Here is a 23,010-nt window from a genome sequence, read left to right on the forward strand (position 1 = left end):
ACCCCATCAATGTCTGAAATGGCGCATGCCGGTGAATACCATGGCTATGCCGTATTTATCGGCCATATCTATAGACTCCTGATCCCTTATGGAACCGCCGGGCTGTATGATGGCCGCTATGCCTGCCTTACCTGCGGCTTCAACGCAGTCGGAGAATGGGAAGAACGCATCGGAGGCCAGTACCGCTCCTCTTACCTTATCGCCACTCCTGGTTATGGCATGTTCCACCGCCCATATGCGGTTTACCTGACCCGGGCCTATGCCCAGCGATTGTTTATCCTTGGCTATGGCTATACCGTTGGACTTAGTATATTTCACGACTTTCCACGCAAATATCAAATCTTCCATCTGCTGCGCTGTGGGCTTGGCCTTGGTAACAACCTTGAGGTCCTCATCGTTAAGCAGTTGATCATCTATGGTCTGCACCAGCAGACCGCCTGCCACCTTCTTCATATCCAGGGCATCGGCCGGCAACGGCTTCGATATGTCATCTATGGCCAATATGCGTATGTTCTTTTTGCTTTCCAGCACCTTCAATGCCCCTGGCGTATATGATGGCGCCATGACGATCTCTATAAAGGTCTTGTTTATTTCCTGCGCCGTCGCCTCATCGATCTCGCGGTTGGCCGCCACTATGCCGCCGAATATGGAAACTGGATCGGCTTCATATGCCTTAACATAGGCTTCATGTATCGTATTGGCTGTGGCTACGCCGCATGGATTGGCATGCTTGGCCGCGACGACGGTCGGCTCGGTGAATTCCTTGAGCAGCATGAGCGCACCGTTGGCATCGTTTATATTATTGAAAGAAAGCTCTTTGCCGTGAAGCTGCTTTGCAGCCGCCAGCGTACCCGTATTGTCGCCGATTTCCCTATAGAATACGGCGCTCTGGTGCGGATTCTCACCATAACGCATATCCTGGGCTTTCTCAAACGTCATGGTGAATACGGGCTCAAATGATGCGTCGCCGCGCTGTTGTTTTAGATATTGGGCTATCATGGCGTCGTAATGCGCCGTCAATTGGAATACCTTGGCGGCCAGTCGGAATTTGGTCTCGCGGCTGACATCGCCGGTCTGCTCTATCTCTGCCAATACGCTTTCGTAATCGGCGGGATCGGTCAATACTGCCACATCCTGATAGTTTTTAGCGGCCGCGCGCAGCATTGTCGGCCCGCCTATGTCTATATTCTCTATGGCCTCGGCCAAGGTAACGTCGGGTTTGGCTATAGTCCGCCTGAATGGATACAGGTTTATGACCACCATATCTATGGGCTTTATACCCAGCTTATTCAACTGCTCCATATGCTGCGGGTTATCGCGCATAGCCAGTATGCCAGCGTGTATGTGAGGGTCCAGCGTTTTTACTCGGCCATCCAGGCACTCCGGAAATCCCGTAACATCCGATACGTTCGTGACCGATATGCCCGCTTTCTCCAATGCTTTGGCGGTGCCGCCGGTCGATATAATCTCAACGCCCATATCGTGCAAGCGTCCGGCCAAGGCTTCTACACCGGTCTTATCCGATACGCTTATAAGCGCTCGCTTTATCATGTCTATCATCCTTTCTCTTTCTACTGTTCGTATTCGCATTTCAATTTATAAAATGAAACAAAATTATGCAATGCAAATGATATAAAACCAGAAGACACCTTGAAATATTGCGTAGGCATACTCAATGAGTACAGCGCAGAGCAAGCGTAGGCCGGGCATGGACGCCCGGCCAGCCGGCACTGAGCATGGACGTGAATTGCCGGCGCTAGCTTGCTCAAGCGGAACAAATTTTTAGTATGCCAGCAATATTTCACGAGCGGCTGGAGGTTTTATATCATTGCAGTGGCATTTGTTATTTTATAAATACAGATGTACGTGGCGGCCGCTCACCGATAAGCGGCCTTCGAGAAATAATTTTACGGCTTTTGGCAAAAGCTCATGCTCCACCTCGAGCACCCGGGCGGCCAATGTGTCCGCGGTATCGTCGTCTTTCACTTCTACAGCCTTTTGCAGTATGATAGGGCCGGCATCTATGCCCTCATCGACAAAATGGACGGTGGCTCCGCTCACTTTGACGCCATAGTCCAGCACCGCCTGATGCACGTGGTGCCCATAGAAGCCCTTGCCGCAAAAAGCCGGTATCAGCGAGGGATGAACGTTTATGATGCGCAAGCGGTACGCGTCTATGAACGGTTTGCTCAATATGCCGAGGTATCCCGCCAGCACCACAAGGTCTACGGCATGATCCTCCAGTATCCGCATCATAGCATAATCGCGCTGCTCATCGCTCTCATAATCCTTACGCACCACATATCGGGCGTCTATGCCGGCGGCTTTGGCCCGTTCGAGGGCATACGCATCCTTTCTGTTGGATATGACCACCGCTATTTCAGCATCTATATATCCCTCGTCTATTTTGTCCATGATGGCCTGCAGGTTGGTACCGCCGCCCGATACCAGTACGCCTATACGCTTTTTCATAGCCTTATACCTTTCGGACCCTCTTCTATGCTGCCTATTATATGCGTCTGACAGCCTACATTTTCGAAGAACGCCACAGCACCATCGGCCTGATTGGGCGGCAGCGCCATTACCAAGCCTATGCCCATGTTAAACGTATTGAACATCGAGGTATCGTCCAGTCCGGATAGGCGCTGCAATATTTGAAATATGGGCGGCCTGTGCCATGCGCCGCGGTCTATAACAGCCGTCAGCCCTTTGTTCAGCATACGAGGTATATTCTCTATGAATCCCCCTCCGGTTATATGAGCCATGCCCTTTATATCAAATGCTTTCAGCGCCTCTAGTACCGGCTTTACATATATGCGCGTCGGCTTTATGAGCTCCTCGCCAAATGTACAGTCGAGTTCATCGCTGTATTCATCCAGTTTATCCATGAGCAATCGGCGCACCAATGAAAATCCATTGCTGTGTACGCCCGAAGAGGCGAGGCCGATTAGAGCATCTCCTTTTTGTATACGCTGCCCGGTGATTACGTTATCTCTGTCAACTATCCCCACTGCGAAGCCCGCCAGATCATATTCACCTGCGGCATACATATCCGGCATCTCAGCGGTTTCCCCGCCTATAAGGGCACAACCTGCCTCCATGCAACCGTCAGCCACGCCCTTTACCACTTTGGCGGCTTTCGCCGGCTCGAGCTTGCCGGTAGCCAGGTAATCAAGGAAGAATAGCGGTTTAGCACCCTGGCACAGTATATCATTGACGCACATAGCCACGCAGTCTATACCTACCGTATCATGCCTGTCCAGCGCAAAGGCGATCTTGAGCTTAGTACCTACGCCGTCCGCTCCCGATACCAGCACAGGTTCTTTGTACGCATCCTTATCTATGGCGAACAGGCCACTGAAACTGCCTATATCGCCTATAACCCCGGGTATAAAGGTACGGGCGACGTGCTGCTTTATAAGGCGCACAGCTTCATAACCGGCGTTTACATCCACGCCGGCATCTTTATAATCCATCTACTTTCTCCCCCCAGCATTTTCAAAAAGGTATTTCTGACCTTGTTCGGGCACATCGACCGGATAGTGGCCGTCAAAGCATGCCAAGCAATACGGGCAGTCCGATGCACTGAATTCATATCGGCCCACCGCTTCGGCCACCGACCTCACCAGCCCATCCACACTCAGATAGCCCAGGCTGTCGACGCCTATCATATCGCCTATCTCCTTTACGGTATGCATGGCGCCTATCAAATTATCGCGCGACGGCGTATCTATGCCGAAATAGCAAGGGTACTGCACCGGCGGCGAACTGACGCGCATATGCACCTCCACCGCGCCGGCCTCCCTTAGCATCTCCACTATCTGGCTGCTGGTAGTGCCGCGCACTATGGAATCATCGACCATCACTATGCGCTTGCCTTTCACGGTCTCCCTCAACGCGTTTAGCTTGACCTTCACGCCTTCCTCGCGCATTTTCTGCTCGGGCTGTATAAAGGTGCGGCCCACATACCGGTTTTTTATAAGGCCTTCCCCAAACGGTATACCAGATTGCTGGGCATATCCTATGGCTGCTGTGGTACCTGAGTCGGGCACACCTATGACCATATCGGCCTGTACCGGGTGTTCCATAGCCAGCATGCGGCCAGCGTTTATCCTGGCCCTATACACGCCGGCTCCGTCTATAACGCTGTCGGTGCGGGCAAGATATACGAATTCAAATGAACACAGAGCCATCTTAGGACTATCCATTATTTTGAAGGATTCCACTCCATTCTTGCTTACAGCTATCCCTTCACCCGGTTTTATATCGCGTACAAATTCCGCACCTATGGCATCTAGAGCACAGCTTTCCGACGCCAATACGTAGCCATCGCCGAGTTTGCCAAGGCACAAAGGGCGTATGCCGTACGGGTCGCGCACACCTATAATGGCATCATTGGTCAATATGACAACAGCATATGAACCGTTTATTTGGCGCATAGCCTGACTTATAACATCTTTTATATCATCACCCTCAGCGCGTGATATAAGGTTGGCTATAACCTCGGTATCCGAAGTAGTCTGAAATACGGCACCTTGAGCTTCTAACTCACCGCGCAAGGAAACCGCGTTTACAAGATTTCCATTGTGGGCTAGAGCCATATCGCCACCTTTATAGCGCACTACCAAGGGCTGAGCGTTAGCCACATAACTCGAACCAGTGGTAGAATATCTTACGTGACCTATGCCGGAATAACCTTTAAGCTGGTTCAAAATTTTCGGATCAAATACCTCCGAAACAAGACCCATATCCTTAAAATAGCGAAGCCTTAATCCATCAGTCACAGCTATGCCGGCGCTTTCCTGCCCTCTATGCTGCAAGGCATACAAGCCGTAATATATCATAGGCGATACGTCTGCTTCGCAATCAGACAAATATACACCGAAAACCCCGCATTCCTCACGTAAGCCAGTTATCTGCCATTCATGTAAGCCGGTATAGTGCCCTCCCATTTATCTTTCATCTCCTCTATAGGCAATTGTACAACCTTGTTGCCGTTTACATCTACGTTAAGCCTATCGCCACAAACCGTGCCTATCACTTGGCAAGGCACTCCAAAGCTCTCGCATATGACGAAAAGTTTATCCAGGTATTCTGGCTTTAATGATATTAATATTCTAGACTGGCTCTCGCCAAACAGCAAAGCATCTGTACGGATATCAAATTTAAGGTTTACATAAGCACCTTTTCTACCGCTTATGCAGCTCTCAGCCAGAGCTATAGCAAGTCCACCGTCGCTGCAGTCATGGGCTGATGATATGATGCCCTCCTGAATAGCTTTAAGTGCGGCTTTTTGCACCGAGCTTTCTTTTTCGAGGTTTATATCGGGCACTTTACCTTTTTGCATCCCATATATAATATTGAGGAACTGACTGGCTCCAAGTTCTTCCTTTGTTTCGCCCAACAGCACTATAGCATCACCATCTTTTTTGAAAGCCTGAGTGGTTATATGCTTTACGTCCTCCATTACCCCCGCCATACCCACCGTAGGCGTAGGATATATGGCACCGCGATCGGTTTCATTATAAAAGCTCACGTTGCCGCTTATAACTGGCGTATCCAGTGCACGGCATGCCTCGGCCATGCCTACTATGGACTCTCTGAACTGCCAGTATATATCCGGCTTTTCCGGCGTGCCGAAATTAAGGCAATCGGTTATGGCTATGGGCAGAGCGCCCGTGCACACGATATTGCGTGCGGCCTCGGCCACTGCTATCATACCGCCTTTATACGGGTCAAGGTAACTGTAGCGGCCATTGCTGTCTATGGTAAGGGCTATGGCTTTGGATGTGCCCTTTATGCGTACGACAGCAGCATCGCCTGAACCCGGCGGCACGGCTGTATCGGTGCGCACCATATAATCATATTGCCTGTATACCCAGCGCTTGCTGCATATATCGGGCGAGGCCAAAAGCTTCAACAGCACATCGTTCATATCGTCGGGCAGCGTCAGCGTCAGCGGATTAAAAGCCGCCAGTTCATCTATATAATCGGGCTTGGCATAATCCGGGTGATACACCGGTGCTTCGGCCAATGATTTGGCCGGCACCTCGCCCACTTTAATGCCATTATCGAGAACGCGCAACATGCCGTCATCGGTTACATGGCCTATGACAACCGCATGCAACCCCCATTTGTCGAATATATCATATACTTCTTGCTCCCTGCCTTTTTCCACTATGACCAGCATGCGCTCCTGCGACTCGGATATCATAACCTGGGTAGGCGTCATGCCGGTCTCACGCTTGGGCACCAATGCCACGTCCAGCTCTATACCGGTACCTGCCCTGGCCGCCGTCTCACACGTCGATGATATTATGCCGGCGGCGCCCATGTCCTGTATGCCTACAACGCATCCTGTTTTAAACAGCTCCAGGCAGGCCTCGAGCAGTAGTTTCTCCATAAAAGGATCTCCAACTTGTACGGCCGATCGGCGTTCTTCTGATTCGGCAGTGATCTCCACCGACGCAAAACTAGCACCGCCCATGCCATCGCGCCCGGTCGTATGGCCCACTATCATGACCGAGTTGCCCACGCCGGCGGCTGCGCCGCGCTGTATCTCATCGTGGCGTATAAGCCCGACGCACATAGCATTCACCAACGGATTGCCGGTATAACAGGGGTCAAACCCGACTTCACCTGCCACCGTAGGTATGCCTATGCAGTTGCCGTAACCGGCTATACCGCTCACCACACCGTCCATGAGATATCGCGAACGCGGGTTATCCAGCGGGCCGAATTTGAGCGAATCTAAAAGGGCTACAGGCCGCGATCCCATCGTAAATATATCGCGTATAATGCCGCCCATGCCGGTAGCCGCTCCCTGATACGGCTCCAAGGCGGATGGATGGTTATGGCTCTCCACCTTCATACATACAGCCAATCCATCGCCGATATCAACTATGCCGGCATTCTCTCCAGGTCCTTGCAATATTCGCGGTCCTGATGTCGGAAACATTTTGAGCATGGCCCGCGAATGCTTATAACCGCAGTGTTCCGACCACATCACACCGTAAAGGTTTAATTCCAGATCATTAGGTTCTCTACCCAATATATCGATTATCATCCTGTACTCATTTTCAGTAAGGCCTACCTCATCCCAACGCTGTTTACTTGGCATTTGCAATCCTCCTCTTCGTCCATTCTACTATGGAGCCAAATATAAGCCGGCCATCGGTGCCTCCCAGTATGGGATCGCACACGCGCTCGGGATGTGGCATCATACCCAGCACATTGCCCGCCTCATTTACTATACCGGCTATGTTATGCATGGATCCGTTAGGATTAGCCTCGTTTGTACATTCACCTTGCACATCGCAATAGCGGAAGATGACTTGGCCATTTGCTTCCAGCTTCTCCAATGTGGCTTGGTCGGCTACATAATTACCTTCACCATGAGCTATGGGTACATTGAGCACCTGCCCATCTTGGCACATATTTGTAAACATCGACCGACTATGCTCCACGCGTATATACTGTGGCTGACATATGAATTTAAGCCCACGGTTGCGTATCAACGCCCCTGGCAAAAGGCCTGCCTCTGTCAATATCTGAAAGCCGTTGCATATACCTATAATCGGCTTCCCTCTCTCAGCAAAGTCTTGTACCGACTGCATAACGGGCGAAAATCGCGCTATAGCGCCGCAGCGCAGATAGTCACCGTATGAGAATCCGCCTGGCAACACAATGCAGTCGACATCGGAGATATCGCTTTCTTTATGCCATACGTAGCGTACATCCTGGCCCATGACGTCCATCAGTGCATGATAGCAGTCGCTGTCGCAGTTAGAGCCAGGAAATACTATTACTCCGAATCTCATGGCTAATCCTCCGTTATCTCGAAAGAGAAGTTTTCCATAACCGGATTGGCTAATAATTTCTGGCACAACAGCTCTACCTGTTTCTCGGCTTCTTTTCTGGATATACCATCTTTTATTTTCACTTCTATGTGCTTGCCTATGCGCACATCGTCCACAGCATCGAATCCCATGGACAGGGCAGCGTCTTTTACTGCCGTGCCCTGTGGATCCATTATGCTTTTTTTCAAAGTAACGTTTATTTTAGCTGTCATTTATTCTCCTCCCATAAGACGCCTCAGTATTTCCTGATAGGCCTCTTCCACATGGTCTAAATCCCTTCTGAAGCGGTCTTTATCCAACTTTTCATTTGTGGTCATATCCCAGAAACGGCACGTATCAGGCGATATCTCATCGGCCAGTATTATCTGTCCATGGAAACGCCCAAATTCCAGTTTAAAATCGACCAGGCGTATGTTCATGTCCTTTAAGTAATCGCTCAGTATATCGTTGACCTTAAAGGCCATATCGTCTATAGTCTTCATTTCTTCTGGCGTAGCCAGGCCCATAGCATATACATGATAAGCGTTTATCATCGGATCGCCGAGCTCATCGTTCTTATACGAATACTCTAGCACCGTATGTTTCAATACAGTGCCTTCGGGTATACCCAGCCGCTGCGATATGCTGCCCGCAGCTATATTGCGCACTATGACCTCCACCGGCACTATATCTACTTTTTTGACCAGCGTCTCGCGATCGGATAATTCCTCTACGAAGTGCGTCGGTATGCCGTGGCCCTCCAGCATCTTGAACAAATGATTGGACACCTTGTTGTTGACCACACCCTTCCCCACTATGGTACCGCGCTTTACGCCGTTGAACGCAGTGGCATCGTCCTTATATTCCACTATAACGTAATCGGGATCATCCGTGGCATAGACTTTTTTGGCTTTACCTTCATATAGTTGTTCCAACTTCTTCATAAATTACTTACCTCCTGTTTTACTTTGGCATCTTTGGCCATAACTCCTTTGGCCATATTTCCCTTATACTCCTTAAGTTTATCAGCCAACTCATCGTACTTGACAGCTAATATCTGCACCGCCAGTATGGCGGCATTTTCAGCGCCGTCTATTGCCACGGCAGCCACAGGCACGCCCGGTGGCATCTGTATGGTGGACAACAATGCATCCAAGCCCTCCAGCGCCGATGATTTCATCGGTATGCCTATAACCGGTAATGTGGTATAAGCCGCCATAACCCCGGCCAAATGCGCCGCCTTACCGGCAGCGGCTATTATCACCTCAAAGCCTTCATCGCGCGCCGAGGTAGCAAACGCTACAGCAACGTCGGGCGTGCGATGGGCCGATATAACGGCTACCTCAACCTCTACGCCGAAATCTTTCAGAAGCTTTATTCCTTTGGTCAACGCGGGCAGATCGGAATCGCTGCCCATAATCCATGCAACTTTTGGCATTTTATGAAAACTACCTCCTTAAAAGCGAAATCCGGATAGCACAATACTCTATCCGGATTGTCGTTCAATTTATTCATACCTGCAAGGCAAATTTCAGTATAAACAGCACGGTAAAGACATACATTATCGGATGTACTTCTTTAGCCTTGCCGGTAACTATCTTAATAAGCGTATAGAATATGAAACCGGCTGCTATGCCGTTGGCTATGCTGTAGGTAAACGGCATCATGACCAATGTGAAAAAGGCTGGGAGTGCTTCGGTGAAATCATCGAAGTTTATCTTCATAATGGCACCTATCATGAGCACACCTACTATTATGAGAGCTGGAGCAGTGGCCTGAGCCGACACGATGCCGACGACAGGTGAAAGAAACAAGGCCAGTATAAAGCATATAGCCGTCACCACCGATGTTAGGCCCGTTCTGCCACCCTCGCTTATGCCTGCAGCGCTCTCTACATATGTAGTGACATTGCTGGTACCCAAAAGCGCACCTATCGATGTGGCTATAGAATCGGCGAACAACGCTTTGTCCAGTTTCCTCGGGAAACGCCCTTTGCCGGGTTTATCGTTTTTCTCATCAAATATACCGGTTTTACGGCCGGTGCCTATAAACGTACCGATGGTATCGAACGTGTCCACCAAACTGAAAGACATTATTATGGCCAGAGCCGACACAATACCGGCACCGACGCCCGTACCCGCCGTAAACAAACCCTTGAAATCCAGCTTAAAGAATGTGGGCGCTATGCTCGGCGGCAAAGAGAATATTTTGAAGCTCTCGGGCAGGAATATATCCATCTTGAGACCGAGTACCGTCTGCATGAAAACTCCGATAATGGTGGTAAGTATGATACCCAGCAGTATGGAGCCTTTGACCTTTCTTACCATAAGTATGCCGGTTATGATAAGACCTATGGCAGTTAATATGACTTTGGGATCCTTAAAACTGCCCATAGCCACAAGTGTATCCGGCGATGAAGCGACCAGGCCGCCTTCTTTGAAGCCTATAAGGGCTATAAAGAGGCCTATGCCAGCACCTATGGCGTTTTTGAGCGAATCGGGAATAGAGTCGACTATCATTATTCTGAGCTTTGTAACGGTGATAATTATATTGATGATACCACAAATAAAGACTATGGCCAATGCCTGCTGCCATGTGTAGCCGACAGTAAGCACGACATAAAAAGTGAAGAATGCGTTCATGCCCATACCGGCTGCCAAAGCAAAAGGCACATTGGCTACAAGGCCCATTATCATGGTGCCTATAACAGCCGATAGTATAGTAGCCACGAATACGGCGGCTATGACCGGATCGTTGGAAACATTGAGCCCTGCTTTGCCTACTTCGGCACCCAAAAGGCCTTGGGAATTCATACCGGACTGAGCCAGTATCATCGGGTTGACAAAGATTATGTAAGCCATCGTGATAAACGTTGTGACGCCGGCTATAATCTCTGTGCGCACATCTGTGCCATTCTCTTTTAGCTTAAAAAAACGATCCAAATTTTCCCCTCCTAGTACAATATAGTTTTATAGCCAATTAATATAAAAGCGCATGATCTCATCTTTTAGGTGAAATCATGCGCTTTTGGCCGAATATAAGTATAGATGTAGTATTGCGCTAATCATTCACCCATAGTCGGATAATTTACGGTCATCCGGTAGATACTCCCAAACCATATTATTGGGATTATATGAGCTCATATTTCCTTCAACGGTTAAATATTATCAAAATAATCGATGCTTGTCAATAGAAAAATAGAACATTATTTACGTTTGAGCAAATAATGTTCGGATTTAATTCTACAAAACTCGGAGCCAATCGCGTCTCGCATAGAGAATTCTTGCAATATCAACAACTTTTGACTTCTCATCTATTGTGAAAAAAACAACATAATTTTTCACTATTAACTTGCGATAACCAAGCGACGCCAACCGTTCATCATCCATAACGGGCGAATCATAATGCTCGATTTCATCGCATCTAAAGGCTTTTCGTTTACTATTCCCACTCAATGGTAGCTGGAGGTTTGCTGGTGATATCGTATACCACCCGGTTCACATTTTGCACTTCATTGACGATGCGGTTGGATATATTGCTCAACACATCATACGGTATCCTGGCCCAATCGGCCGTCATCCCATCGGTACTGGTCACAGCACGTAATGCTATGGTGTAGTCATACGTGCGCTCGTCGCCCATTACGCCCACGCTGCGCATGCCGGTCAATACAGCAAAGTATTGCCATATCTCTCTATCCAGGCCGGCTTTGGCTATTTCCGCGCGCAATATCGCATCGGCATGGCGCAATATAGCCAGCTTCTCCGGCGTCACTTCGCCTATAATCCGTATAGCAAGGCCGGGGCCGGGAAATGGCTGGCGCCACACAACCTTCTCAGGCATGCCGAGTTCCAGTCCGACCTTTCTTACTTCATCTTTAAACAGATTGCGCAACGGTTCTATTATACCTTTAAAATCTATATCCTCTGGCAATCCGCCAACATTATGATGGCTTTTTATTACAGCAGCATCGCCGCGGCCACTTTCTATGACATCCGGATATATGGTTCCCTGCACAAGGTAATCTATATGGCCAAGTGCCTTGGCTTGCTCTTCAAATACCCTTATGAATTCCTCCCCTATGATCTTACGCTTGCGTTCCGGATCGGTAACACCCTTTAGCTTGCTTAAAAATCGGTCGGAAGCATCGACTACAACCAGATTGACGTTAAATTGCTCCTTGAATACCCTTTCGACCTCTTCGACCTCATCCTGGCGCATAAGACCATGATCCACCAATATACATGTCAACCTGCGACCTATGGCCTTGTGGACCAACATAGCAGCTACCGATGAGTCGACTCCGCCAGACAGGGCACATAAGGCACTGCCATTGCCTACCCTCTCCTTTATGGATGCTACGGTATCCTCTATAAACGATGTCATGGTCCATGTGCCATTGCAGCCGCATACCTTATAAAGGAAGTTTTTAAGCATATCAAAGCCACGTGGCGTATGAGCTACCTCAGGATGAAACTGCACTGCGTAAAGCTTTCTCTCCTCATCCGCCATGGCTGCCACAGGACAATTGAAACTGCTTGCTATCACCTTAAAACCTGCCGGCAGCTCATCTATATAGTCAGTGTGACTCATCCAGCCTACAGTATCTGATTCAATACCATGAAATAGAACGCTCTGGTTATCGATATGAATATCGGTGCGGCCATATTCTCTAACCTGTGCACGCGCCACATGGCCGCCCAGTTGTTTTGCCATTAGCTGTGCGCCATAGCATATGCCCAGTATAGGGATACCAAGCCGGTATATACCATCATCGCAGTATGGGGCGTTATCAGCATACACGCTGGACGGTCCTCCGGTAAATATTATGCCCTTGGGCGCAATGGACCTTATACTCTCCAAAGGCGTATTATATGGTAATACCTCGCAATAAACCTTAGCCTCTCTGACGCGGCGGGCTATGAGCTCATTGTACTGACCGCCAAAATCCAGCACCAATACTACTTCATCATGCATGCTCCAGAGCCCCTTTCAAAGCCTCGGCCAATGCAAACTGATATACATCGCGCAGAGGCACTCCAGCACTATGCGCAGCTCTGGCACAATCTTCATATTCAGGTGCATATTTTACACTGCCGTCGTATTCGGCTGCTTTAACGCGCACCGTTCCCCATGGCGTAGACACATTAACCCAATGGCGCGGCAATGTCATCCGTTCGGCATAATAGCTTCTCACGCCAAATGTTGACGTTTCTTTCATGAGTATATCAGAAAACTTTTTCTCATCTCCTTTGCGGCACAAAACCGTTATCTTAACCGCAGGACGATCCTTTTTCATCATGATGGACGTATAAAATACATCCAAAGCCCCGCCGTCGAACAATCTATCCATGGCATAACCGTATAGTTCGGGGTTCATGTCGTCTATATTGCATTCCAGTACAGCTACCTCATCGCGGCGACTCGACGATTGCTCACCTATTATGATGCGCAGCGCATTGGGTATGTCCAAATCCCTCTTGCCTAAACCATAACCTATACGTTCTACATTCATAAGCGGCATAGGACCGAACTGACGGCATATATACGATAACACCGCTGCCCCTGTAGGCGTAACCAGCTCAGCATCTATATCGGTAGAATATATCGGTACGCCTTTCAATAATTCCAATGCTGCCGGCGCTGGTACGGGCAATAAGCCATGCTGGCATTTGACAAAACCTGATCCTACGTTCAACGGTGAAGCATATACCGCATCAGGTTTTAGGGCATGAAAGCATATGGCTGCCCCTATTATATCTACTATAGAGTCTATAGCTCCAACTTCGTGGAAATGAATTTGATCCAAGGAAGTGCCGTGAATATGAGCCTCTGCTTGCGCCAAACGCATAAATATACCCTTTGCTGTTTGCTTGACATGGTCATCCAAAGCACTGGTGTCAATGATACTCTCTATATCATGAAGATTGCGATGTTCGTGGTGATGATCACCGACTTCATGTTCATGATGGTGCAGCAGCACATCGACGTCAGTACCAGCAATTCCATTTTTTTGCTTTTTAGTTATCTGCAACTCATAACCGTCTATAGGCAATTTAGCCAACTCGCGGCGTAAAAGGCCCTCATCCACCCCGGCATCTAGCATAGCGCCCAGTATCATGTCACCGCTTATGCCTGAAAAACAATCGAAATACAGTATCTTCAAAGTTTCCTCCTGATTACATAGTCTTACCTATGTTCTTAACCTTGCGTATCGGTATATTGGCTACCAATTCCGACGTAGCCCCCCTGCGAACACTAGTGTTTCTGGTCAATTGAACCTGCACGCCGCCTTCATCGATTTCCATATAGCCTGATACCAATTCTATTATATTAGCTTTAAGCATATTGAGTATCTGAGGGGATATGTTGGTTCTGTCTTGGGCTAATACCATCTTCAAGCGCTCGCGCGCTATATCTTTGGAATTAACCTCATCCTTGGTAAAAAACTTAAATAAATCCATAACCGTTCCCTCCATCAAGCATGATCGCTCACGCTGCGCGTGCTTATCCCAAAGAACCGTTTAAGCCTGCTAAGAAATCCTTGGTCTACATTAAATTCCATAAGCGGTACATCTTGGCCTAGTATCCGACGCGCTATATTGTTATAGGCTTGTCCGGCAAGCGATTGCGAGTTGGATACCGCGGGTTCACCGCGATTGGTGGATATTACTATGCTCTCGTCATCAGGGACAACCCCCAGCAAGCTTATACCCAATATATCCAGCGTATCGTCTATGCTCATCATATCGCCGCGGCGCACCATATCCATCTTGAGCCGGTTTATTATCAATTGAGGCTCTTCCAGACCATTTGCTGTCAACAATCCTATGACGCGATCAGCATCCCTTACGGCCGATACCTCAGGTACTGTAATCACAACAGCCCTGTCGGCACCGGCTATGGCATTCTTAAAACCTTGTTCTATACCAGCCGGACAATCTATAAGCACATAGTCGAATTGCTCTTTTAATTCCTCGCACAATTTCTTCATTTGCTCCGGTGTAACAGCCGTCTTCTCCCTGGTCTGCGCTGCCGGTAAAAGATATAATCCATCATAGCGCTTATCTTTTATGAGTGCCTGCTTGAGCCTGCATACCCCCTCCACAACGTCCACTAAGTCGTAGACTATGCGATTCTCCAGGCCCATAACCACATCGAGGTTACGCAATCCTATATCCGCATCCATCAACACCACTTTATTGCCTTGTAATGCCAATGCCGTACCTATATTGGCGGTAGTAGTGGTCTTGCCCACACCACCCTTTCCAGATGTTATGACTATGACCTCGCTCATATGTATCCCTCTCCTCTACGTCGGCTTATTGAAGCCGCTTTTAAATATGGTTCTATTACTATTTCAGAGCCGCTGACATAGGCTATCTCCGGTTGGCTGATAAGCGCTGCATCATTATCGGGGGCACGAGCTATCAGATGTCCTATACGTACCTGCAACGCTCTTATACTCCCCGCAATAATAGCAGCCTTATCGTTTCCATCCGAGCCTGCATGCGCCATACCGCGTATATAACCCGCCACTACGATATTGCCGCCTGCTACGACCTCTGCACCCGGATTTACATCGCCTACCACTATAATATTACCATCATAGGCAATCCTTTGTCCGCTCCTAATAGTATTATATACGAATTTAGCCGGACCTTCAATTATAAGATCATCATTTTCCAAAAAAATTTTCGATGTTATATCATCAGGAGGATCTTTAACAAATACTGGCGCCTCAATTTCTTCTTCTATCAAGTTTTTGAGTTGAGAAATCTCATCCGGTTCCAGCAAGCGACCGGTAAATTGCACTATAAGCCCTGTGCCTTTAAAAAAATCTCCGGCCTGCTGTAGACGCTTGCGCAGAGCATCTTTTAAGCTATCAAATGTTAAATCATCGCCCAAAGATATTTGCAATCCGTCACGGGTACCCTTAAAATTTATACCATTTTCTCTCATTTGGATCAAGGCTTTGCCTCCTCTGTTCGATCGAGTTTAAAATAGGTTTTCAGTATATCTATAGCTACAGGCGATAAATAAGAACCGCTTCGGCCACCCGGTACCACTATTGCTATGGCTATTTCCGGTTTTTCATAAGGCGCAAAGGCCACAAAAACAGCATTACTTTTTTTGGGATCATTCGAGGTCTGAGCTGTGCCGGTTTTACCACCTACTGACATACTAGGATATTGTTTGAGAAACTGGCCGAAGAAAGACGATGCCGTGCCGCCCTCTTCGGTTACCGAATGCATGCCGGCTTTTATAGCCTCTACATATGCCGGATCAAGTTTTAAATCATCTTGTACCTCCGGCTGTATAGTTTCTATAACAGTACCATTATTATCGACCACCTGTTTGACCACATGAGGCGTCATCACTTTGCCGCCGTTTACTACCGCCGATATATAGCGCACTATAGCTATAGGGGTAAGCATAGTTTGCGCCTGGCCTATACCTGTAATAATATGGTCTATAATGCTCCATTGCTGAGTAGCCCATGTGCCTCGCGAGGATGTGAGCGTATCGACCAGTGTATTGTCATCACCTAGATGAAGGTCTTCATCTAGTATAGCTCTAACAGATGTTTTATCATAATATTTGACTTTGAGCAATTTATCGACTGTGGCATTTATTCTCTGCTCCCACTCGGCATTCATTTCCTCTACGTTCAGTGCTTTTTTTATATTATTTGTGATAAACGTCCTCGTAGCAGCCTCACGGCGTCCGGGATTATCCACAAAACTGGATATTTCGCCCGGCAGGTCTATACCGGTCGGCCTGGTTAGCCCTAATCTATCGGCCCATTTATACAGGTTGTCGATACCCATACGGTTAGTTACTTCGAAGAAATAATAATTGCAGGAATCCTTTATGGCATCGCGCACGTCTTCTGGACCATGTGTCTTGCCATGATCATTCCAGTACCAGCATGCTGGCGCGTCTTTAGGATTTAGCGTGTCGTTCAATGTATATAATCCCTTATCTACTATAATGGTATTCGGTGTTACAACGCCTTCCTGGAGAGCGGCCACAGCGGTAGCGATCTTAAAGGTTGAACCAGGCGTATAAGCGCCGGTTATGACCCTGTTCAGAAGGGGATTGCTTTCATCGCTTATAAGCTGCCTGAAATATTTGGCAGCATTATTTCCCACCATCCCATTAGGATCATAAGAAGGATAACTGACCATAGCCAGCACTTCGCCGGTATTTACATTCATAACTACAGCAGCGCCATCATCGGCATATGGGCCCGGTTTATTATATTTGCCATTGCGTATGGCATCTATGGTATTTTTAAGGGATTGCTCTGCCACCTTTTGCAATTCAGCATCTATATTCAATACGACATTGTTGCCCGACTTAGGATCCTTTGCTTTATCAGGTAGCTCTTTTATCAAGCGCCCTACCACGTCTGTCATTACCCAACGCTCACCCAATCTGTCACCTGAGCTACCTGTGAGCTGGTCCTCCATCGACTTTTCTATGCCGCTTTTACCTACCAGAGCTTTTGAAATATCATATCCCTTTGCTTCATACTTATCCTTTTCTTCTTCGGATATTTTGCCGAGGTATCCTACCACATGTGCAGCTGTCTGACCCATGGGATACTGGCGGACATATTGCGTCGATATATTGACTCCGGGCAGTTCTACGCTATGTTCTTCTATTTCAAACACGGTCTTTTGGCTCACATTTATGGCTATAGGCGTGGGTATATACCTCTTATAACCGCTCTGAGACATTTCATATCTTATGGCAACAATCTTTCTGGCTTGCTGAACATCCATATCCTCCGGTATTTTATACTTTTCACGCAAAGCTTTAAAAGCCTCCTCGGCTGAAGCAGATGCCTCTATATTGTTATCATTTTTAAACTTGGCTTCTTTGGCTTTGGCCTTTTCAGCATCATCCGTATCCCAATTAAATGCAAACCCTTTATTGGTCAAAACTATGGGTAGATTATCTATAAAGCCATCGCCATTTTTCTCAAGTATAGCCAGCGTTTTTGTTAATACATCGTTTATAGCCTCATCTATCAGATTATGTCGATACATCTCGACCACATATCGCCGTTCATTAGCTGCCATAACCTGCATATTGCGATCCAATATCTTTCCTCTCGGAGCTTCTATCTTGATGGGACGCATTTTATTTGTCTCGGATTGGTGTAGATAATCCGCCCCATTCACGATCTGCAGATCGGCCAATCTATATAAAAGGGCGCTGAACATAACAATAAACGCCATCACAAAAGCCGTATAGCGCCACTTTAATGCCTTTCTTTGTTTTTTCTCTTCCTCTTTCTTGCTTAGCTTTAAGTTTGCATTTTTCAATTTTTCTCACTTCTCTTTAGAAAAGATATTTTGCTTATTCATGAAACTATATTTCCTATATAACCAATGTAATATATTATATACTATAACACCTACTGCAGCTGTATATAAGCCATTAAATATCGATAAAGTCAAAAGCCCTTGCAGGCTTACCTCCAACCTGGATAACGCAAACATCGCAGCCATAAATACGTTATATATTACAGCCGCGTCAAATGTAATTATAGCAGGCATAATCACGCGATCCACAGCTACTTTATCGCGTAAAACTATAAATCCATAAGCAAAAGCCAAGTACAATAGTGCTGTAGGTCCAACAACATCGGCAAATATTATGTCTTGCAGCAGGCCGCCTGCGATAGCCACGCTGACAGCAGCCAATCGGTCATCCATAAAAGCAAATGCAGCTATCAACGTCAGCAACATATTGGGTTTAACACCCATTACTTCCACAAACGGTAGTAATGTAGTTTCTATGATAAGATCGATGACCACTATAATAGCTATAATAAAGCTCTTCATATAACTACGATCCTACTTCGATATTCTCAACGGGAGATTTTATAACCATTACCTCTTCTATCCTAAGAAAATCCACATGAGGCTTCACCATCGCATACTCCACTTCACCAGTTAACGTCTTTTTTACCTCTTGTACTACGCCTACCGGTATACCCTTTGGAAATACGCCTCCTAGCCCTGATGTTATAACCTCATCCCCTTTATTTAACTTAGAGTCCAATGGAAGATATAGTATTTTTAATAGGTCGGCGTCGGCACCTGACCCGGCTACTAGCATACCCCGGGCCACCCCGTTATCGCGCGTCTTATCAGCTATAATGCTAACCGAGCTGCGTTCATCGATTATAGCCATAACCTTGGCCCAGTGATCGGCTACTTCCATAACGCGCCCAGCTAAACCCTGAGCAGTTATAACGGCCATGTCTACAGCGATGCCGTCAGATGATCCCTTATCTATCACAAATGTTTCAAACCAGTTGCCCGCATTTTTAGCTATGACACGCGCTCCACTCGTCACAAGTTGAGGATTCGCCTCTTTAAAATCCAACATATTTTTAAGCCGTTGATTCTCCTCCTCCAATTCCTTCAGCCTCTGATTCTCTTGCTGCAATTCGTTTATCCGCTGTTGCAACTGGCTGATATCCTTGCCTTGTTGACGGGATAAAACGACATTATCTATAAACGACCTTATACCGTTAACAAAAGTATATACTCCCTTTTGTATAGGAGCCAAAATATCCCCTATAATGCCTTCGGCAGGGCTTACTTGATGGCGTTCTTTTATAGTGACAGCTATAATTGAAGTAAGGGCTATGACCGCTGCTAAAATCAATATAGCAAAACGGTTCTTGAGCAAACGGGGCATAATATAAACACCCCTTTACGCCATATTTTTTGAAGATACTGCTACTTTACTGAGTATATTGATCTCTTCAAGGGCTTTACCGGCACCCATCACAACACAATCCAACGGATTTTCAGCCACGGCTACCGGCATGCCCGTCTCCTGCCTTATCAACTTATCCATGCCCCTTAATAATGAGCCTCCACCGGTGAGCATAATGCCCCTCTCCATTATATCAGCAGCCAATTCCGGCGGTGTTTTCTCCAGTGTGCTCTTTATGGCCTCCAATATGCTTTCCAAGCATTCTTTAAGAGCCTCCTGAACCTCGCTCGATGTTATTGTCAGCGTCTTAGGAAGACCGGTTATGAGATCCCTGCCGCGTATATCTATTGACTCTTCTTTATCCATCGGATAAGCCGATCCTATCTGTATCTTAATATCTTCGGCCGTACGTTCACCTATCATGAGATTGTATTCTTTTTTTATATAGTTTACTATAGCATCATCCATCTTATTGCCGCCCACGCGTGTGGAAACGCTGGTCACTATACCGCCCAACGATATTATAGCGACCTCGCTGGTACCTCCCCCTATATCAACCACCATGCTTCCCGTCGGCTCGGTAACCGGCAAACCTGCACCTATAGCCGCAGCCATAGGCTCTTCCATGAGAAACGATTCACGAGCTCCGGCTTGAGCTGATGCCTCTAACACAGCCCGCCTCTCCACCTGCGTGACTCCGGACGGCACGCATATAACCACCCGCGGATGTACCGGAGAGTATCGTGCCATAGCTTTTTTTATAAATGTTTTAAGCATTTGCTGCGTTATATCGAAATCGGCTATGACGCCCTCTTTCATAGGCCGTATAGCTACTATATTGCCGGGCGTGCGACCTATCATGCGTTTAGCCGCTTCGCCCACAGCCACCACCTGATGGCTTCTGTCATTGCGTATAGCTACCACCGATGGTTCTCTTACCACTATGCCTTTGCCCCTCACATATACGAGCGTATTAGCTGTGCCTAAATCTATACCCATATCCCGTGCAAAAATATCAAGTAATCCCATTTAAATCCTATATCCTCCATTATATCACATAAAATTCTTTTCTTTCAAACTGATTATGGTTCCATCACCTATTATAACATGATCCAATACCGATATTCCGAGTATATCTCCCGCCTGCACCAATCTCTTGGTCGTAGAAATATCCTCATGGCTGGGGCTTGGATCCCCACTCGGGTGATTATGAACCAATATAACCGATGCGCTGCAATGCTTTATAGCGCTTAAGAACACCTCTCGCGGATGCACTATAGACGCATCCAATGTACCTATGGATATATCATCTATGGCTATAACCTTGTTCTTGGTATCCAATTGTACCAGCTTAAAATGCTCCTTTTTCAGATATCTCATCTGGTCCATCAGCAAGGCTGATATATCCTGAGGGGTTTTTATAACCGCTTTATTCATTGCTCCAGTTCGGTTAATACGTCGGCCCAATTCCAAAGCGGCTTTTATTTTACCGGCTTTGACAGGGCCTATGCCTTCTATGGAGCTTATCTCCTCTACGCTGGCCTGCAACAGCCACATCAATCCATTATCGCTCTGCCCGTAGGTCAATACCCTCTGCGCCAAAGCCACCGCCGATTCCTTTTTATTGCCTACCGATATAATTATAGCCAGCAGTTCGGAATTGGATAACACCTCCGGACCGTATTTATATAAGCGCTCCCGTGGTCGCTCCGCCTCGGGCAAATCTTTCATAGTCAAATGATACTCCATCACATCGAGTTCTCCTTTAAAATGCTGTAATGCCACATTGCCCCAGTATCTGAAATAACTTAAATATAGGCAGGCCGACCACGTTATAGTAGCAGCCTTCCACCCTTTCTATAAATACGGCACCTTTCCCCTGTATAGCATAAGCCCCAGCTTTGTCCATAGGTTCGCCAGATGCTATATATCGTTTTATAGTAACCTCATCCATCGGCGACATTTTTACATAGGTAATTTCGCAATCATTTATCTCTAATCTATACTCAGAATCCAATACTGCAATACCGCTGCATACCTCATGATAACCGCCTTGCAAAAACTTCAGCATATCGAAGGCCTGTTTTTCATCTTTAGGTTTACCTAATACTCGGTCATCTTTTACCACTACAGTATCAGCCGCTATTACAGTACGTTGGCCATCGGTTTTATCGTACACATCCCTCGCTTTATCCATAGCCAGGCACATGACCACTTCTTTAGGATGTTTAGCGATCGATATATCCTCGTTTACATTGCTCGGTATTGTTTCAAACTGCAGCCCTATGTTCTTTAACAACCATTCCCTGCGCGGCGATGCCGATGCCAATATCAAACGCTTCATAAGTTATCGCAGATATCCTATGAGCGACAACAGCATGCCTATAATGCTGCCTAGATTGAGCCTTAGCGTCAAACCTAATGTCAGCTTTATAAGGTAAAGGTCCAATTCTAGCGGCTTGGACATGCCTATAACCCAATCGGGTTCAAAGGCCGCTAAGTAATTCCCAAGGATATCTCCTGCTATACCTCCAATAATAGCTCCTGTGAGCAGTATTAAAAGCAAATAGCCCATACCCTTGCTGTTTCTATTGCGCAAGGCAGCTCCTCCTCATCCGTTATTGGCATGCGCATTTTTACTGCGCATCGCACAATAAGTATTATAACATAGCTATTGACATTTTTCGAACTTTTTTTATAAAAATATTTATAAAAAATGCTCTTTCCTATTATGGAAAAGAGCATCTATATGATTTTATTTTACTAATTCGCCGCTGAGCATCAGATTTACCATCCTTATAGCTAACGGTATCTTTTTGCTGTACGCCGGTATACCCAAAATCTTCCCTTTGGTATTATAGCCGGCATTCTCCAATACCTCGTTTCCTTCCACTGATATACCGTAAACCTTGGGCTCCAGTTTTGTTCCGTCCTCTTGTTCTATAGAAGCTTTATATGTTTTTGATGGATCAATCTTTATAGTACCATCTGTTATATATGGTTCCAGGTCTAAAAATAGACCCTGTTTGGCAAATACGTCGAACGTTTTTTGCGAGAATATATAGATATCACCCTGCTGAGCAGCCACTGTAACCATCAGCTTCTGCTGTAAGGCCATATCGCCTTGATCTTTAGGCATTTCATTAGCTTCTACCAAAAGCGGTATATCATAAAAAGATATCTGCTGTAATTCCGGAAAATGAACCAAGGCTTTGTTCCCCAGCTCTTCTAGCTTCTCGGGTTCCTCTATATAATCGTTTACCAGATATATTTCCATGAGCTTTTCGGGAGGAACACGGGTTGCTATGGTATAGACAAAATTCCATACCAGTAGCACCCCTATTATGCCTACAGCGTATTTCCACCAATCATAGGACAAATGGTTCCTTACTATCGTCTTAGTAATTTTATCCAATTATATCGCCCC

At 46.9% G+C, this 23,010-nt stretch carries 24 protein-coding genes and 1 riboswitch; all 24 genes read right to left on the reverse strand.

Annotated features, from left to right (window positions below):
- Nucleotides 1–6 precede the first annotated feature (6 nt).
- On the reverse strand, nucleotides 7–1,551 hold the full coding sequence (gene purH / locus MAHAU_RS08105; RefSeq protein ID WP_013781240.1) for a bifunctional phosphoribosylaminoimidazolecarboxamide formyltransferase/IMP cyclohydrolase: 1,545 nt from the start codon (nucleotides 1,549–1,551) through the stop codon (nucleotides 7–9).
- A 297-nt stretch (nucleotides 1,552–1,848) separates the two neighbouring features.
- On the reverse strand, nucleotides 1,849–2,472 hold the full coding sequence (gene purN, locus MAHAU_RS08110) for a phosphoribosylglycinamide formyltransferase (protein ID WP_013781241.1): 624 nt from the start codon (nucleotides 2,470–2,472) through the stop codon (nucleotides 1,849–1,851).
- A complete protein-coding gene (gene purM, locus MAHAU_RS08115; RefSeq protein WP_013781242.1) occupies nucleotides 2,469–3,476 on the reverse strand; it encodes a phosphoribosylformylglycinamidine cyclo-ligase in 1,008 nt (335 codons plus the stop codon). The genes purN and purM overlap by 4 nt, the downstream gene beginning before the upstream one ends.
- Entirely contained in the window at nucleotides 3,477–4,952 is a 1,476-nt protein-coding gene (purF, locus tag MAHAU_RS08120; protein WP_013781243.1) for an amidophosphoribosyltransferase, read from the reverse strand.
- A complete protein-coding gene (gene purL / locus MAHAU_RS08125) occupies nucleotides 4,913–7,120 on the reverse strand; it encodes a phosphoribosylformylglycinamidine synthase subunit PurL (protein ID WP_013781244.1) in 2,208 nt (735 codons plus the stop codon). The genes purF and purL overlap by 40 nt, the downstream gene beginning before the upstream one ends.
- Nucleotides 7,110–7,820 (reverse strand): phosphoribosylformylglycinamidine synthase subunit PurQ, encoded by a 711-nt coding sequence (gene purQ, locus MAHAU_RS08130; RefSeq protein ID WP_013781245.1) that lies wholly within the window; start codon nucleotides 7,818–7,820, stop codon nucleotides 7,110–7,112. The genes purL and purQ overlap by 11 nt, the downstream gene beginning before the upstream one ends.
- A gap of 2 nt (nucleotides 7,821–7,822) precedes the next feature.
- Nucleotides 7,823–8,071, reverse strand: a complete 249-nt coding sequence (gene purS, locus MAHAU_RS08135; RefSeq protein WP_013781246.1) for a phosphoribosylformylglycinamidine synthase subunit PurS — start codon at nucleotides 8,069–8,071, stop codon at nucleotides 7,823–7,825.
- On the reverse strand, nucleotides 8,072–8,782 hold the full coding sequence (purC, locus tag MAHAU_RS08140; protein ID WP_013781247.1) for a phosphoribosylaminoimidazolesuccinocarboxamide synthase: 711 nt from the start codon (nucleotides 8,780–8,782) through the stop codon (nucleotides 8,072–8,074). It abuts the gene before it with no gap.
- Nucleotides 8,779–9,276 (reverse strand): 5-(carboxyamino)imidazole ribonucleotide mutase, encoded by a 498-nt coding sequence (gene purE, locus MAHAU_RS08145; protein ID WP_013781248.1) that lies wholly within the window; start codon nucleotides 9,274–9,276, stop codon nucleotides 8,779–8,781. The genes purC and purE overlap by 4 nt, the downstream gene beginning before the upstream one ends.
- 73 nt (nucleotides 9,277–9,349) lie before the next feature.
- Entirely contained in the window at nucleotides 9,350–10,780 is a 1,431-nt protein-coding gene (locus MAHAU_RS08150) for an NCS2 family permease (protein WP_013781250.1), read from the reverse strand.
- Between the two features lie 113 nt (nucleotides 10,781–10,893).
- A riboswitch (purine riboswitch) is annotated at nucleotides 10,894–10,995 on the reverse strand.
- A gap of 85 nt (nucleotides 10,996–11,080) precedes the next feature.
- A complete protein-coding gene (locus MAHAU_RS16150) occupies nucleotides 11,081–11,227 on the reverse strand; it encodes a type II toxin-antitoxin system RelE/ParE family toxin (RefSeq protein WP_083809940.1) in 147 nt (48 codons plus the stop codon).
- A gap of 52 nt (nucleotides 11,228–11,279) precedes the next feature.
- Nucleotides 11,280–12,815: a glutamine-hydrolyzing GMP synthase gene (guaA, locus tag MAHAU_RS08155; protein ID WP_013781251.1), complete on the reverse strand. Its 1,536-nt coding sequence runs from the start codon at nucleotides 12,813–12,815 to the stop codon at nucleotides 11,280–11,282.
- Complete coding sequence (larC, locus tag MAHAU_RS08160) at nucleotides 12,808–14,004, reverse strand: nickel pincer cofactor biosynthesis protein LarC (protein ID WP_013781252.1); 1,197 nt, start codon at nucleotides 14,002–14,004, stop codon at nucleotides 12,808–12,810. Before larC ends, guaA begins: the two co-directional genes overlap by 8 nt.
- A gap of 13 nt (nucleotides 14,005–14,017) precedes the next feature.
- Nucleotides 14,018–14,302 (reverse strand): cell division topological specificity factor MinE, encoded by a 285-nt coding sequence (minE, locus tag MAHAU_RS08165; protein ID WP_013781253.1) that lies wholly within the window; start codon nucleotides 14,300–14,302, stop codon nucleotides 14,018–14,020.
- Between the two features lie 14 nt (nucleotides 14,303–14,316).
- On the reverse strand, nucleotides 14,317–15,135 hold the full coding sequence (gene minD, locus MAHAU_RS08170) for a septum site-determining protein MinD (protein WP_013781254.1): 819 nt from the start codon (nucleotides 15,133–15,135) through the stop codon (nucleotides 14,317–14,319).
- On the reverse strand, nucleotides 15,132–15,800 hold the full coding sequence (gene minC, locus MAHAU_RS08175; protein WP_245543967.1) for a septum site-determining protein MinC: 669 nt from the start codon (nucleotides 15,798–15,800) through the stop codon (nucleotides 15,132–15,134). Before minC ends, minD begins: the two co-directional genes overlap by 4 nt.
- Before the next feature lie 5 nt (nucleotides 15,801–15,805).
- Nucleotides 15,806–18,175: a penicillin-binding transpeptidase domain-containing protein gene (locus MAHAU_RS08180; RefSeq protein ID WP_013781256.1), complete on the reverse strand. Its 2,370-nt coding sequence runs from the start codon at nucleotides 18,173–18,175 to the stop codon at nucleotides 15,806–15,808.
- A gap of 6 nt (nucleotides 18,176–18,181) precedes the next feature.
- Nucleotides 18,182–18,697, reverse strand: a complete 516-nt coding sequence (gene mreD, locus MAHAU_RS08185) for a rod shape-determining protein MreD (RefSeq protein WP_013781257.1) — start codon at nucleotides 18,695–18,697, stop codon at nucleotides 18,182–18,184.
- 4 nt (nucleotides 18,698–18,701) lie between these two features.
- Nucleotides 18,702–19,562, reverse strand: a complete 861-nt coding sequence (mreC, locus tag MAHAU_RS08190; RefSeq protein ID WP_013781258.1) for a rod shape-determining protein MreC — start codon at nucleotides 19,560–19,562, stop codon at nucleotides 18,702–18,704.
- 15 nt (nucleotides 19,563–19,577) lie between these two features.
- Nucleotides 19,578–20,612, reverse strand: coding sequence for a rod shape-determining protein (locus MAHAU_RS08195; protein ID WP_013781259.1), 1,035 nt, complete (start codon nucleotides 20,610–20,612; stop codon nucleotides 19,578–19,580).
- 24 nt (nucleotides 20,613–20,636) lie between these two features.
- Complete coding sequence (gene radC / locus MAHAU_RS08200) at nucleotides 20,637–21,332, reverse strand: RadC family protein (RefSeq protein ID WP_013781260.1); 696 nt, start codon at nucleotides 21,330–21,332, stop codon at nucleotides 20,637–20,639.
- Between the two features lie 16 nt (nucleotides 21,333–21,348).
- Nucleotides 21,349–21,927: a Maf family protein gene (locus MAHAU_RS08205; RefSeq protein ID WP_013781261.1), complete on the reverse strand. Its 579-nt coding sequence runs from the start codon at nucleotides 21,925–21,927 to the stop codon at nucleotides 21,349–21,351.
- A 3-nt stretch (nucleotides 21,928–21,930) separates the two neighbouring features.
- On the reverse strand, nucleotides 21,931–22,182 hold the full coding sequence (locus MAHAU_RS08210; RefSeq protein WP_013781262.1) for a DUF4321 domain-containing protein: 252 nt from the start codon (nucleotides 22,180–22,182) through the stop codon (nucleotides 21,931–21,933).
- Between the two features lie 156 nt (nucleotides 22,183–22,338).
- The gene (locus MAHAU_RS08215; RefSeq protein WP_013781263.1) at nucleotides 22,339–22,998 is read right to left on the reverse strand and encodes a type 2 periplasmic-binding domain-containing protein; all 660 of its coding nucleotides are present in this window, start codon (nucleotides 22,996–22,998) and stop codon (nucleotides 22,339–22,341) included.
- Nucleotides 22,999–23,010: the final 12 nt, after the last annotated feature.

It is taken from the genome of Mahella australiensis 50-1 BON, assembly GCF_000213255.1.
Lineage (GTDB): Bacteria > Bacillota > Clostridia > Mahellales > Mahellaceae > Mahella > Mahella australiensis.